This is a genomic window from Nocardioides sp. (assembly GCF_031422975.1).
Classification (GTDB): Bacteria; Actinomycetota; Actinomycetes; order Propionibacteriales; family Nocardioidaceae; genus Nocardioides.
On sequence record NZ_JANPEO010000566.1, the window covers coordinates 1 to 13,754 of the forward strand.

Sequence of the window (13,754 nt, forward strand, 5' to 3'; positions counted from 1 at the left end):
CGCGCGCTCCCGAAGGGGGGACACCGCAGACCAGAACCCCGAAGCCCTGGATGCTGCCGAGCCCATGATGCGGATCGTGCGCGAGCGGCACCCCGACGTGAACATCGTGCTGCTCCCGGCGGTCGGGCCGATCACCGACCAGCCAAGCGCCACCCCGGCGCAGTGCCGGGCGATCCAGAAGCACGCCAACACCGTCCTGGCCACCCTGAGCCTCGACGCCGGGCACGAGCCGTCGACCCGGGTGGACTACTGGTGGAGCCAGAGCCACCCGGAGGTACGCCGCTGGGTGACCGCGGCCAGCTATGCCGACCTCGGCGACGGCGGCGCGATCCGGCTGCTCAAGCACCTCGGCAACGTGCTCGCGCGGCTCGGCTGGGAGCCGCGCCCCGCGGCGGACGGCAGTCCAAGGATTCGCGGGGTCGCGGGACCGTTCGAGCTGATCGCGAGCGCCGAGCGTGGCGTCGTCTCGGTCAACCTCACCAGCGACCCGCTCCACATCCCGGCCGACCTCTACCGCGCGCTGCGGGCTGCCACATGAGCCTCTACGTCTACCTCGCAGCACTGGCCGAGTCGGCCCAGGCGTGGGAGGACACGAGCGAGACGGTTCGCGGTGCCCGCAAGTCACTCACCGACGCGGACGCCGCCCTCCTGGGCGACCGCGTTGCGCCCTCCGCCCAGGACTTCATCGACACCTGGATGACCGAGATCAAGCGGCTCGAGACGGCGGCCAACGACCACGGTGACGCCCTGCGCGCGGCGTCCCTGCTCTATGCCCAGGCCGACGGCGACGTCATCGAGCGCAGCCAGCAGCTGATGGTGTGGACCGACCGCGACGTCTCCCCGATGGGCGAGCTGTGACGACCACCATCGCCGTGCCGGGGCATGTCGCGGCCATCGCCCCACTCACCGCCACCGCCAGGGCCGCGAGCGTCACCACAGCTCTGCGCTCCGTTGCCACCACCCTGTCCGACATCTCGGAGTGGATGAGCGCCAACGGGGCCCCCGCCGACTGGACGGGGGATGCCTCGACGGCCGCCGATCACGCGATGACCCAGGTAGCCAAGGAGACCGACGGTGCGCGGGCGGCGTTCGCCCGGGTCGCCGTCGCCTGCGACACCTACGTCGACCGGGTCGTTCACCTGACGGGTGTGCGCGACGGCCTCGTGGGACGACGGGACACCGTCAACGACGAGATCGATGCGCTGCTGACGAAGATCGAGGAGTCCACGGCTGACGACATCGCCAGTCTTCAGGGGCAGGCCACGGCACTGCAGGGCAAGGTCGACCGACTGGTCGACCACATCATCCAGCTGTGGGACGACGTGACGGCAGCCGAGGACGTGCTGATCGCCGCGTTCGCGGCCGTGGACAGCACCTCGGAGGGCCAGGACGCGGCCGCCCGCGACACCACCGACGTCCGCGCGCTGCGTGCCGAGCTGACGAACCTCGGGGGCGACCCGGACGCGATCAACGCATGGTGGAACACCCTCTCGGCGGCCGAGCGCGAAGCACTGAAGATCAGCGACCCGGACCTCATCGGCAACACCAACGGCATCCCGACCGGTGATCGCGACGACGCAAACCGCACCTCGCTGGAGCGCGACCTCGACGACCTCACTGCGAAGAAGGACGCGCACGAGGGTCTCACCAAGGAGGAGCAGCGCCTGCTCGACCGGGCCGAGGCGGCGCGGGACGCGCTCAACATCCCCGCGACGGCCGACCCTCCGGACACCGACACGGACGTCAACCTGATCGTCTACCAGCCCGGCGCCTTCGGCGGCGACGGCGCCGTGGCCGTCGGCTACGGCGATCCCGACACGGCCGACAACACCGCCGTCATCGTGCCCGGCATCACCAACGACGCGAGCAGCATCGCCGGTCAGGGTGACGACGCCTACCGGCTCCACCAGGCCGCGATCCGCAACGGGGAGTCGGCCGCCACGATCGCGTGGATGGGGTACGACGCACCGAGCTGGAATCCCGAGAACGCCCTCGACTGGCCGGGGGACGGCCTCGACATGGGCAGCGTGATCAACGAGGACAAGGCCGAGGCAGGCGGCAGGTTGCTGGCCGACTTCGTCGACGGCCTCCGGGCCACCGACACGGTCGATTCAGCAACCGGAGACCAGAAGTCCAACCTGAGCGTCATCGGTCACAGCTACGGCTCGACCACGGCAGCGCACGCAGCCCACGACCACGGACTGAATGCCGACTCCCTCACCCTGATCGGGAGTCCCGGTGCCGGCGGCGACCACGTCAACAGCGCCAGCGATCTCGGGCTGCCCGAGGGCAAGGTCTACGCCGGTGCCGCCGAGAACGACTTCGTGTCCTGGCTCGGACGCGACGGCGACCTCGGCATGGGCAAGGACCCCACACAGGCCGACTTCGGTGCCAAGGTCATCTCCGTCGACCCCGGCGCGGAGTTCCATGCCGACAACCTCGAGCAGGGGATCACCAACCACACCTCGTACTTCGAGCCCGAGTCCCAGAGCCTGGCCAACCTCACCGAGATCGTGCAGGGCGAGGAGCCGGACGTCACGGGCGGCCGCACCCAGGACGCCAACGACATGGCGATCGACTGGGCCAGGGACGAGGCGGTCCACCAGGTGGAGAAGGAGATCGACGAGAGCGTGCAGGAGGCGAAGGACGTGTACAACGGCGGCAAGGACTGGGTCGACGACCGGGTCGACGACTTCACCGGGCTGTGGCCGTGAGTGCCACGGCTCCGGATGCCGGCAGACCCCGTCCTAGGGTGACCCGCATGACTCGTCTCCTCCTCGCTGTCCTCTTCGCCGCCCTGGCCACGGCGTGCGCCGGTGGCAGCACCACCGATCCCGCAGGCAGGGGCGGCGGCGATCGGGACGCCGAGGCCTTCAAGACCAAGATGGACGCGTTCGTGCGCGAGACGTTGCCGAAGCTGCAGGCCGAGGTCGGCGGCGAGTGGGGCGGCTTCACGGCGCGCTTCTACGAGAAGGGTGGCAACACCGGGCAGTGGGAGTACACCGCAGGCTGTGGCACCAGCAAGCCTCCCGGCACCGGCGAGCAGGTGCTCGACGAGGTCGAGGCCGTGCTGCGCGAGCAGGGCATGGAGATCACGCGCCCCGGCGTCACCTCGGACATCTCAGCGCGCAAGGACGGCATCATGGTCATCGTCTTCCGCGCCCTGGAGTCGGACGTGGAGTCAGTGTCGACCCTCAAGGTCGAGTTCCGCTCGGAGGATCGGCTCTCCTCGTCCGACGACTTCGCCGAGACGGCCGGCAACACCGAGCTGATGAAGTGACCGGAGACACACCATCGCCGGCCGACCACCGGGGCTAGCCTGATCACGTCCGTGGACTCCGACCGGGAGCCGCGAGACGTCTGGAGGAGATCACCGATGAGTGAAGAGACTTCGCCGTACGGCGCAGGCAGCAGGCCCGCCGCCGCACCCACGCCCGCATCCGCGCCCGCATCGATCAAGAAGATCCGCACCCATCACCTTCGGGAGATGAAGGAGCGCGGCGAGAAGATCACGATGCTGACGGCGTACGACATGTACACCGCGCAGACGTTCGACGAGGCCGGGATCGAGCTGCTGCTCGTCGGCGACTCGGCGTCCAACAACGTCTACGGCAACGACACGTCGCTGCCGGTGACGGTCGATGAGCTGCTGCCCCTCACCCGCGCCGTGGCCCGCAGCGTCAGCCGCGCGATGGTGGTCGGCGACCTGCCCTTCGGCAGCTACCAGGCCTCGCCCGAGCAGGGCTACCTCACCGCCGTGCGCTTCATGAAGGAAGCCGGCGCCCACTGCGTCAAGCTGGAGGGCGGGGCCGAGATGGCGCCGGTGATCCGGAAGTGCACCCAGGGCGGCATCCCGGTGATGGCGCACATCGGCTTCACCCCGCAGTCGGAGCACACCCTCGGCGGCTACCGCGTCCAGGGCCGCGGCGACAACAGCGACCGAGTCATCGCCGACGCGCGCGCCGTCCAGGAGGCGGGCGCCTTCGCGGTGGTGATGGAGATGGTCCCAGGCGACGTGGCCGAGCGGATCTCCAAGGAGCTCATCATCCCCACGATCGGGATCGGCGCGGGCAACGGCTGCGACGGCCAGGTGCTCGTCTGGCAGGACGCCTTCGGCCTGCGTACCGGCCGGATGGCCAAGTTCGTGAAGCAGTACGCCGACATGCACGACGTGCTCCTCCAGGGAGCCAGGGCCTATGCCGAGGACGTGCGAGCCGGCACGTTCCCGGGCCCGGAGCACACGTTCTGAGCCTCGCACGTCGTCGGGTGGCGGCGTAGCGTCGGTGACATGTCGTCACGTCGCGCCGCCCTCGCGCTGTCCGGACTGCTCGGCCTCGGCGCCCTGACCGTCATGACACTCCCCGCACAGGCCAACCGTGCGTCGGGCGGCACAGCAGCGGTCGGGGCCCCGGCCCCGAGCTCGACCGCCGCCCCCCTGGAGCTGAGGGTGCGCACCGTGGTGGCCGGCCTCCAGATCCCCTGGGACGTCCAAGCCATCGGGGGCGGCGGCCTGCTGGTCACCGAGCGGGACAAGGCGCGCCTCAGCGTCGTACGCCGCGGCACCCGGCGAACGGTGCGCTTCCCCAGCGACAGTGTGTGGGTCTCGGGTGAGACCGGCCTGATGTCACTGGCCGTCGACCCGAGGTTCGAGAGGACCCGACGCTTCTGGACCTGTCAGGGCTGGCAAGACGGTTCGGACCACGACATCAGGGTCTCGATGTGGAAGCTCAGCGGCAACGAGCGACGCGCCCGCCTCGTCCGGCACCTGGTGACCGGCCTGCCCACGACGAGCGGTCGGCACGGTGGGTGTCGGTTGCTGCTCGATGCGGACAGCCCGGCGCTCTACGTCGGCACCGGTGACGCCGCCGATCCGGCCAACCCCCGCAGCCTCACGTCCCTCGGCGGCAAGGTGCTGCGTGTGCACCGCCGAACCGGCGCCGCGATGGCGGCCAACCCGTACGCCGATGCGAGCGACCCGCGTCAACGCCTCGTCTACACCTACGGGCACCGCAACGTGCAGGGGCTGGCACAGCGCCCCTCCGACGGCGCCGTCGTCAGCGTCGAGCACGGCCCCGATCGCGATGACGAGGTCAACGAGCTGTCCCCCGGTGCGGACTTCGGCTGGAACCCCGGGCCGGGGTACGACGAGAGCGTCCCGATGACCGACCAGTCCCTGCCCGGCCAGCAGACCGACGCGATCTGGACCTCGGGCTATCCCACCATCGCCACCTCCGGCGCGACCTGGACCTCGGGTTCCCGCTGGGGTCCGTACGACCAGGCGCTGGCGGTCGCCGCGCTGGTCGGCGAACGCCTGCTGTTCATCCGCTTCGACGAGGCACTCGAGCAGGTCGACGTCACCACGCCCGCCGTCATGCAGGGCTACGGGCGCCTGCGCTCGGTGACCTCGCTGGCCAACGGCGACCTGCTGGTCACGACCAGCAACGGCACCGACGACCGGATCCTGCGCGTCTCACCGAGGCGGGGCTAGGCCCAGCCGAACCAGCGCGCTCCCGCCATCACCACGGCGAACCAGCCGAACGCGAGCCCGACGGAGAGCACGAGCACTGCCACCGGCCGCCGGACGAACCATCGACAGCCCTGCACGAGCGCGACCACCCAGGCGAGCATGAGCAGCGCAACGGCCCACCACGGCGCGTCGACGATGGTGGGGGTGACCGCGAACAGGAAGAACACCGCGGCCAGCCCGATCATCCCCGCGAACGCCCACGGTGACGCGTCGTCCGATCGCCCGGGGGGCTGGGTCGGCGGCTGCTGGGACACGCGGCGAAAGGTACACGAGTGACATCGTGTGACGACCCGGGCAGGATCGGGGCTCAGCATCCACGGTTCTACAGGAGAAGCAGCCATGAGCGAGACCCCCACCACCGCCACGAGCACCACGAAGAAGGCGGCTGCGACCAAGGCGCCGGCGAAGAAGGCGCCGGCCAAGAAGTCGGCGGCCAAGAAGTCGGCGGCCAAGACCTCTCCGGCGAAGAGGACCAGCACCACGAAGAAGGCGGCTGCGACCAAGGCGCCGGCCAAGAGGACGCCCGCGAAGAAGACGCCCGCGAAGAAGAGCAGCACGGCCAAGGCCGCCCCGGCCACGAAGGCCAGCACCACGAAGAGGGCCCCGTCAAAGATCGCGGCCGCGACTCCTCCGGCGGGCGCCCTGCGGCGTACTCCCGTCGAGCGCGCCACCGCCGCTGGCGCTCAGGCCGTCGACTCGGCGATGGCCGCGCAGAGAATCGCCCAGGAGACCGCCGAGCGCGTCGCGCGCGAGGTCGCGACGCGCATCGCCGACGAGGTGCGCAAGGCGATCACGGACGTCACGGCGACCGTGGAGAAGAATTCACGCAAGGCCGCCAAGGCGACGCAGGCGATGGTCGATCAGGCGAACAGGGCCGCCGCCAAGGGCAAGGCGGCTACCACGGGCAAGAAGGGCAAGTCCCCCAAGAAGTCGAAGAAGTAACCGACCTCAGCTGTCCGGGGTCCCGTCGGCGAGGCCGTCGCCGGACCCCGGACCGTCGTCGTTCCACGCCGGGTCGTTGTCCCACTCCTGATTGCGCTCCTGCACCTTGTCCAGCGCGCGAGCGGCCTCATCGGCCGAGGAGTAGGGGCCGAGGCGGTCCTGGTTGCGGCAACCGTCCGCACCTTCAACGGTGTGGTGGGTCAGGCAGAACCAGTACTCGCTGTCGCTCATGCAGGAGAAACTACACTCGCCCGCGTGACTCCAGTAGCCCCCGCCGTCATCTCTCCGCGTCGAGTCGTCCCCGCCGACATCGAGCGTCCGGAGTACGTCGACAAGCCCGCCCCGACCCCGTTCACGGGTTCGGAGGTCAAGGACGCGGAGACCATCGAGAAGATGCGGATCGCGGGCAGGCTCGCCGCGCAGGCGCGTGAGCTGGTGGGCGCGGCGGTCGCCCCCGGGATCACCACCGACGAGCTCGACCGCATCGGGCACGAGTTCTTGTGTGACCACGGCGCCTACCCCTCGACCCTCGGCTACAAGGGCTTCCCCAAGTCGCTGTGCGCGAGCGTCAACGAGGTCATCTGCCACGGGATCCCCGACAGCAGCGTCGTCCGGGACGGCGACATCGTGAACATCGACATCACGGCCTACCTCAACGGAGTGCACGGCGACACCAACGCCACCTTCCTGGCGGGCGACGTCGACGAGGAGTCACGGCTGCTGGTCCAACGCACCAAGGAGTCCCTCGAGCGGGCGATCAAGGCCGTCAAGCCCGGACGCCGGGTCAACGTCATCGGCCGCGTGATCGAGGCCTACGCGGCGCGCTTCGGGTACGGCGTCGTGCGCGACTTCACCGGACACGGGATCGGCACCAGCTTCCACTCCGGCCTGGTGATCCCGCACTTCGACTCCGACTACCACGCCGAGGAGATCAAGGTCGGGATGACCTTCACGATCGAGCCCATGCTCAACCTCGGCACCCCGGAGTGGACGATGTGGGACGACGACTGGACGGTCGTCACCCGTGATCTCAGGCGAAGTGCGCAGTTCGAGCACACCCTTCTCGTCACCGCTGACGGTGCCGAGGTGCTCACGAACCCCTGACCCGCTCCACCCCGATCGCGCACGTGCAGACTCAGACCTGACACACTGGGTACGCGAATGGGCTGGCCGGGCGACCGCGTTCCCCTCACGGGGACCGAGGAAGGTCCGGGCTCCACAGGGCAGGGTGATGGCTAACGGCCATCCGGGGAAACCCGCGGGACAGTGCCACAGAGAGAAGACCGCCACTCGGTGCTGAGGCAGCGAGGGGTAAGGGTGAAACGGTGGTGCAAGAGACCACCAGTGCTCCGGGCGACCGGAGCAGCTAGGTAAACCCCACCCGGAGCAAGATCTAACAGTGTGCGCATCAAGGCGGCCCGCCCGAGCACACGGGTAGATCGCTAGAGGGAGTCGGCAACGGCTCTCGTAGATGGATGGTCGCCCCGCCCGGTTTCGGGCGGACAGAACCCGGCCTACAGGCCAGCCCATTCGCCACAAGCCGCTGACCTGCGGAAACGTGAATCACTCACCCCCTCCACACGACGCAATCGACTCCCGTTCACCAAGAGTTCACTCAGGGGTTGTAGAGACTCAGAACCAGCCACCGCCGCCTAGCGACCGGAGGGCACCCTCGTGGCACATCAAAGCCTGCAACACACGCGACTCGATGGACCGGGCGTCTGTGCAGCACAGGAGTTGTCGCGCCGGTTGCTCGCCAAATACCCCGAACGCATGCGACACAGCGCTGCGGTTGCCGCGCGGGCGGTCTCGTTGGCCGAGGCGGTCGACGACGGGGATGTCAACCTGCTCGTGGCCGCTGCGTGGGCGCACGACATCGGCTATTCGCAGACCCTGCGAGACACAGGATTTCATCCTCTGGACGGGGCGCGCTTCCTTGAATCGCGGGGCTGGAATCCAAGGCTGTGCGCCCTGGTAGCCCATCACTCAGGCAGCCGCTTCGTCGCCACGGCCAAGGGGTTGGACTCGGCGCTGAGCCGGTTCGTCCATGTTCAGGATGCTGTGTCCGATGCCTTGACCGTTGCCGACCAGACCATCGGACCGGATGGACGACGGCTCACGCTGGATGAGCGGATGCGCGACCTGCTCGAGCGACACGGACCGCAGAGTCCCCACGGTCAAGCACACCCGCAGCGCGAGGCATACCTTCGCGCCGCGCTGCAACGGGTCACGGCTCAACTCTCGGCCCGAGAAGCCGCCGAGATTCGGGCGCCGATTGGCCGGCCTCGTAGCGGCAGCGTTGCGAGCTTCGAGGCCCGGCTCCTTCTCCCGCGGAGCCGGCGCACTTCCTGACCCGGCCCGCGCGCCCCGTCACCACTTCGCGTCCTGAACTCGCCACGTCACCGCGGGATCTGCCGAGCACGTGGCAGTCAAGGACCTGCGCGCACCCTCAGCTCAACTTCTACGTCCTGCTGAAGGCAGTGGTGAGTCTGCCCGGCGTTCACCAGCCCTCACCCCATCAGAGCTGCAGCGAGCACCCAGGAGGCGCCCGGGAGCAGGAGCTTCCCGGCCATCCGAGCCCGAGTCGCACAATAGGTCCGGCCAGCAACTGCTTCTGATCCGTTCACCTGAAGTCGCTAGCGTGCACGCCGCGGCCGCACTTTCCTCGGCTTGCATTGAACAGGAAGCTCGACGAGGTCCCTCACATGGCTCAGCCGGACGTCATGCGTCACGAACTCACCGCCGCCGAACTGCTGGCGCCCGTACTGCGCAGTCAGGTCGACGACCTGAGGCACTGGGAGGCCCAGCTCCGCGAACAACGGCCCGAGGCGATCCACCAGTTCCGGGTGGCCACGCGTCGGCTCCGCAGTGGCTTGGCCGGCTTCGAGCCGCTATTCGATGACAGGGCCAGCCGCACCCTTGTCAACGACCTTCGACGCTCAGCAAGCGCCATCGGTGACGGTCGCGACGTACAAGCTGTCCGCGATCGCGTCGATGCGTTGTTCATCGACGAGGCGGACGCCACCTCGAGCCGACTCCACGTCCTGTTGGCCCAACGGCTCGACCAGATCGGGGGCGAGAGCTGGAAACGCTCCGTCGATCACCTCAACCACTCTGACTACGACGACTTCACGCGCCGACTCGAACGCTTCGCAGACATGCCCCCGTGGCTGCCCGCCGCAGATCTGCCAGCCGACGAGGCGCTCCTCCCGATTCTGCGATCCGAGTGGTCGCGGTTCCGCAAATGCGTCCAGCAAGCGCTCGCTGAGCCCGCTTCGCCCGACGATGAGCGTCTGCATCAAACGCGCAAGGCGAGCAAACGCGCACGCTACGTCGCCGAGTCACTGGTCATCGTGTTCGGACGGAAGGCCAAACGGATGGGAAAGGCATCGAAACGGGTGCAGGTGGCCCTGGGCAACCACCAGGACTCGACACTCGTCCGGGAGTTCCTCATCGATGCCCGGCGCCACCTCGCACTGGACGAGGACGCAGCGCAGACCCTTGCCCGGCTCCAGGAGCGAGAGGCCTCTCATCTGTCCGCTCTTCGAGTCGACATCGAGCAGAACCTGCGCGGCACGGACCGAGTGTCGCTCCGAGCGTGGATGCGCTGATCCCATAGCAAGATGTCGAGAGTGCCAGCGTCAGTGCTTCGGGACGGATTGTTGCCCGACCGCGACCGGTCGTGGCGCCGGAACTGAGGTCGCGAGAGCCCGTGCTCTCCCGACCATCACCGCGACCACCGCGGCTCCCACCCCGACCGCGAGCACCACGAGAGCGTCGGGCAAGGGACCGTCGACCGGAGAACTCTCCTGGCGGCTGAAGACGTAGTAGTGCTCGAGCGAGGCCATGGCCCCAGCCAGCCACAGGAGTTGCAGTCCGGACCACGCTGTGGCCACCCACCAGTCACGACGCTGCGACGCGGTCGTCCCCGGCACCGGTTGTCGCCACCACCTCCCCACCTCGAGCATGCCGACAGCGGTCGCCGTGGCCAGGAGCGGCATCACCTGCATGAGATAGCGGTCGTGGAAGCCACCGCCCGTGGCGAGGAAGGCAACCACGTTCTGCAGCGTGAACAGGCCGTGGAGCCCCAGCAGCAGCCAGGCGGCATCGACACGGAGTCCGTGTCGTCGCACCGACCGGACCATGGCCACCGGGACCAGGACGAGCGCCGCCACGATCACGATCGCGGCGGAGAGTGTGGGCTCGGTGAGACCCGGGATGTTGTCGACCCGGTGCCAGCTCGTCACCGGGTCCCGGCCGAACTTCTCCAGCAGCGCGCCCTGGCCGGTGAGGTCGCCGTACAGGCGCAGGTTGCGAAGGTAGAACCAGCCGAACGCGAGCGCCGGGATCCCGCCGACGGCGGCGGCCACGGTCATCCCCCGGCGCCAGCCGTCTCGCCGTGTCAGCACGAACAGCAGGGTCGCCGCGCACAACGCCACGACCAGCACTCCTTGCGCTCGGGTGCCCGCCGCCACGGTCCCGGCCGCGACGGCCACCGCGATCCGCGCTGGTGTCACGGTGCCACGCATCATCCGGATCGTCATCAGGAGCAGGAGCAGCGCCGACGCCGACGCCCAGCCGTCGTTGACGAAGAAGGCGGACCGCAGCACGAGCGTCGGGGCAGCCGCCACCACCACCGCCAGCGCCGCCACGGCCGGGCGCCTGCGCGCCAGCTCGCTCGCCAGCACGCCGACCAGGAACAACCAGGCTGCGAATCCCAGCGTATTGGCCAGTCGCATCGTGATGATCATGGCGCTCTGGTGCTCGGAGGCGACCCACCAGACGGGCACCAGCGCCAGGTGGAACAACGGCGGGTGGTTGGCGGTCCAGATGTCCCCGTGGCCCTCGTCCCAACCACGGAACTCGGTGGCGGTCCTCGGGAAGCGCGCTGGATCGTCGACGATGTCGGTCTCGATGGTCGGCAACCGTCCCTCGGCAAGCGAGGCGACGTACCCGACATGCGCCGGCTCGTCGTTGCCCCAGCTCGGCACCTTGAACACCAGTGCGATCTGGGCGCCGGCAAGGGCCAGCAGGACCGCCACCAGGAGCGGAACGGCGTACGGCTGGGCTCCGAAGCGGCGTGCACGTGTGACCAGGCGCCGTCCCGGGCGGGGGTGGTTGGTGGTGTGCAAGATCAGGGTCCCTCTCGTGTACGGCGGCTGGCCCATGTCATTCGGCGGCGCAGTCATGGAGGCGACGGAGCTCGATGACTGGCCCCGGGCGGCGGTGCGCGGGTGGGTAGTAGTTGAAGCTGAAGTCGTAGGAGAAGCTGCTCGGGGTGGCGTTGGGCGCGAACGGGCTGACGCGCAGGACGAGCTCGCTCTGGGTCGCCAGTTCCTGGTAGTAGTCCGCCGCCGCGGAGAGGCCGGCGGCGATGCCGCGGTCGTGCTGGTGACTGTTGACCATCACCCAGCAGTAGCCCTTGTCCCGGTAGTCCTCGAGCAGGCCCGGGTGCAGCGTCTGCTCATAGGCCTGGAACGGCCGCGCGACCGGGTAGAGCTCGAGCCCGGCGTTGCGCAGCACGCGACCATAGGAGCCGGGCACGGCCGGCTCCACGACGATCCCGTCGCCCGCGGGGACCTCGTCGAGGATCCACGTCAAGGCGGTGACGCGGGTGTCGGTGCGGGTCAGCAGTGCGTCGCTGCGGACGACGTCGACCACCGGCTGGGCCAGGGCGACGGTGGCCACCAACGCGACGGCCGAGTGAGGTCGGAGTCGCGGGACGCGCGCCAGCACGGCGTCGACGGTCCGGATGGCGCCGTACGCCGCCAGGACGGCCAGGGCCGGATAGGCCGGCAGCATCCACCGGCCGAAGTACCTGCCCTGCATGGCCATCGCGACGTAGAGGATCACCGGGAAGCAGATCAGCAGCAGGGCGCGGCCGCGATCCCGCCGCCACATCAGCACCAGACCCAGCACGGCGAGGACGAGCGGGACCAACCCGAAGCCCCACAGCAGCGTCACCGGATAGCCGACCCAGGCCGAACCGGTCTGGCCGAGCTTGGTGGTCGCGGCCTGGGCGGACTGGCCGGTGACGTTGGCCCAGAACTTGCCGAACTCGACCGCGATGAACGGGTTCAGGGCGACCAGCGCGACCAGGCACGCCACCGCGGCGGCCGCAAGTCGGGCGAGACCGGCCACTGGGCGTGTCCGTCCCTTCAGGACGCCGAGCAGCACGGCCAGCGCGACCACCAGCGCCATGGGTGCGGCGAGGTACTTGGTGGCGGCCGCGACGCCGACGGCACCGCCGGCGAGCAGCAGGTCGGCCCATGATCCGCGCTCGGAGACAGCCAGGCAGGCCGCGAGGGCCACTGTCAGCGGGAGCAGCGTCGGCACGTCGTTGAGCGCCTGGTGGCTGTAGAAGACCGGCAGGAAGGCGAAGCCGAAGAGCGCGGCCGCCCAGACGCCCGCACGGCGGTCGACGAACCCGCTCCCGGCGACGTACACCACCGCCACGGTCGCGGTCCCCAGCAGGGCCGACACCAGCCGCGCCACCGTGAACACGGCGCCCGGGTCGTCGACGAGCATCATGGACACGTCCCGGCCCCAGAACACGACCCGGTAGACCAGGGCCACCAGGTAGGTGTAGCCGCTCGGGTTCTCGAAGTAGCCCGAGTACCAGTCCCCGTCCGCCGCGCGGGTGGCCTGCGGGACGTAGTGCAGCTCCTCGTCGGCGTTGTAGGCGTGCGGCATCCCGTGTCGGATGGCGACGAGCCGAGCGAGCAGGGAGAGCGCGAGGACGAGCAGGAGCAGGACGCGGACGGTGTCGAGACGACGGCCGGCCGCGGGCGGCGCTCCGTTCGGTGCGGGCAGGGTCACGACCATGTCCACACCCCGCTCCAGTTGCCGTCGATGCGGGGGTAGCCCACGCTCTGCGTCGCGGTGACCAGCCAGAGGACCACGCTGAGGACGGCCAGCACCGCCAGCGCGCGGTCATCGTTCCCGGCGCCCTGCGTCGCGTCGGGGCGCCGTGGAGCGGGGCGCCGTCCGAGCAGCAGCAGCCAGCCCAGGAGCATCGGTTCGCAGCCCCACCGCAGGTAGGCCTGTCCGCGTTCCCACACAGGCAGGCAGAGCAGCACGACGAGGTAGCCCGCGAGCGCGACGCGCTCGTGCAGCGGCTCGCCGTGGCGGCGCAGCGCGGAGGCCGCGAGGACCAGCCCGGCGAGGGTCGGCACAAGGATGACCAGGTTGGGCCACTCCGAGCCGAGGTGGGTCGCGGCGTGGCCGAGGTAGTCAAGGAGCGCGGTGACCGGCGGGCCGAGCGGGTTGTCGGAGGGCGGGTCCG

Annotated in this window: 15 protein-coding genes and 1 other RNA gene; 11 read left to right on the plus strand and 5 right to left on the minus strand. The window is 69.6% G+C overall.

Annotated elements, in window-relative coordinates; genetic code table 11:
- The 6 genes from RMO85_RS16900 to RMO85_RS16925 form a co-directional block, all read left to right on the plus strand.
- Positions 1 to 538: hypothetical protein (locus RMO85_RS16900; protein WP_310529885.1), on the plus strand; the 538-nt coding region annotated here is incomplete at its 5' end.
- Positions 535 to 858 (plus strand): hypothetical protein, encoded by a 324-nt coding sequence (locus RMO85_RS16905; protein WP_310529886.1) that lies wholly within the window; start codon positions 535 to 537, stop codon positions 856 to 858. The genes RMO85_RS16900 and RMO85_RS16905, both read left to right, overlap by 4 nt.
- Positions 855 to 2,714, plus strand: a complete 1,860-nt coding sequence (locus RMO85_RS16910) for an alpha/beta hydrolase (protein WP_310529887.1) — start codon at positions 855 to 857, stop codon at positions 2,712 to 2,714. Before RMO85_RS16905 ends, RMO85_RS16910 begins: the two co-directional genes overlap by 4 nt.
- 47 nt (positions 2,715 to 2,761) lie before the next feature.
- Positions 2,762 to 3,280 (plus strand): hypothetical protein, encoded by a 519-nt coding sequence (locus tag RMO85_RS16915; protein ID WP_310529888.1) that lies wholly within the window; start codon positions 2,762 to 2,764, stop codon positions 3,278 to 3,280.
- 96 nt (positions 3,281 to 3,376) lie between these two features.
- A complete protein-coding gene (gene panB, locus RMO85_RS16920; RefSeq protein WP_310529889.1) occupies positions 3,377 to 4,249 on the plus strand; it encodes a 3-methyl-2-oxobutanoate hydroxymethyltransferase in 873 nt (290 codons plus the stop codon).
- Positions 4,250 to 4,288: 39 nt separating this feature from the next.
- A complete protein-coding gene (locus RMO85_RS16925) occupies positions 4,289 to 5,488 on the plus strand; it encodes a PQQ-dependent sugar dehydrogenase (protein WP_310529890.1) in 1,200 nt (399 codons plus the stop codon).
- Here the strand turns inward: RMO85_RS16925 and RMO85_RS16930 are convergent.
- A complete protein-coding gene (locus RMO85_RS16930; protein ID WP_310529891.1) occupies positions 5,485 to 5,781 on the minus strand; it encodes a hypothetical protein in 297 nt (98 codons plus the stop codon). The two genes, RMO85_RS16925 and RMO85_RS16930, sit on opposite strands and share 4 nt — an antisense overlap.
- 85 nt (positions 5,782 to 5,866) lie before the next feature.
- On the opposite strand from RMO85_RS16930, the gene RMO85_RS16935 reads away from it, so the two are divergent.
- A complete protein-coding gene (locus RMO85_RS16935; protein ID WP_310529892.1) occupies positions 5,867 to 6,469 on the plus strand; it encodes a hypothetical protein in 603 nt (200 codons plus the stop codon).
- A 6-nt stretch (positions 6,470 to 6,475) separates the two neighbouring features.
- On the opposite strand, the gene RMO85_RS16940 is transcribed toward RMO85_RS16935, so the two are convergent.
- A complete protein-coding gene (locus RMO85_RS16940; protein ID WP_310529893.1) occupies positions 6,476 to 6,700 on the minus strand; it encodes a hypothetical protein in 225 nt (74 codons plus the stop codon).
- Positions 6,701 to 6,724: 24 nt separating this feature from the next.
- Here RMO85_RS16940 and map point away from each other — a divergent pair, with 24 nt between their 5' ends.
- The 4 genes from map (at position 6,725) to RMO85_RS16960 (ending at position 10,080) form a co-directional block, all read left to right on the plus strand.
- On the plus strand, positions 6,725 to 7,573 hold the full coding sequence (gene map, locus RMO85_RS16945; protein WP_310529894.1) for a type I methionyl aminopeptidase: 849 nt from the start codon (positions 6,725 to 6,727) through the stop codon (positions 7,571 to 7,573).
- 58 nt (positions 7,574 to 7,631) lie between these two features.
- Positions 7,632 to 8,002: RNase P RNA component class A (gene rnpB, locus RMO85_RS16950), an RNA gene on the plus strand.
- 141 nt (positions 8,003 to 8,143) lie between these two features.
- Entirely contained in the window at positions 8,144 to 8,821 is a 678-nt protein-coding gene (locus RMO85_RS16955; RefSeq protein ID WP_310529895.1) for an HD domain-containing protein, read from the plus strand.
- Positions 8,822 to 9,174: 353 nt separating this feature from the next.
- Positions 9,175 to 10,080: a CHAD domain-containing protein gene (locus RMO85_RS16960; protein WP_310529896.1), complete on the plus strand. Its 906-nt coding sequence runs from the start codon at positions 9,175 to 9,177 to the stop codon at positions 10,078 to 10,080.
- Positions 10,081 to 10,110: 30 nt separating this feature from the next.
- On the opposite strand, the gene RMO85_RS16965 is transcribed toward RMO85_RS16960, so the two are convergent.
- The 3 genes from RMO85_RS16965 to RMO85_RS16975 form a co-directional block, all read right to left on the minus strand.
- Positions 10,111 to 11,658 (minus strand): hypothetical protein, encoded by a 1,548-nt coding sequence (locus RMO85_RS16965; protein WP_310529897.1) that lies wholly within the window; start codon positions 11,656 to 11,658, stop codon positions 10,111 to 10,113.
- Positions 11,639 to 13,288: a glycosyltransferase family 39 protein gene (locus RMO85_RS16970; protein ID WP_310529898.1), complete on the minus strand. Its 1,650-nt coding sequence runs from the start codon at positions 13,286 to 13,288 to the stop codon at positions 11,639 to 11,641. The genes RMO85_RS16965 and RMO85_RS16970 overlap by 20 nt, the downstream gene beginning before the upstream one ends.
- A partial coding sequence (locus RMO85_RS16975; protein WP_310529899.1) for a hypothetical protein occupies positions 13,285 to 13,754 on the minus strand: 470 nt, incomplete at its 5' end. The genes RMO85_RS16975 and RMO85_RS16970, both read right to left, overlap by 4 nt.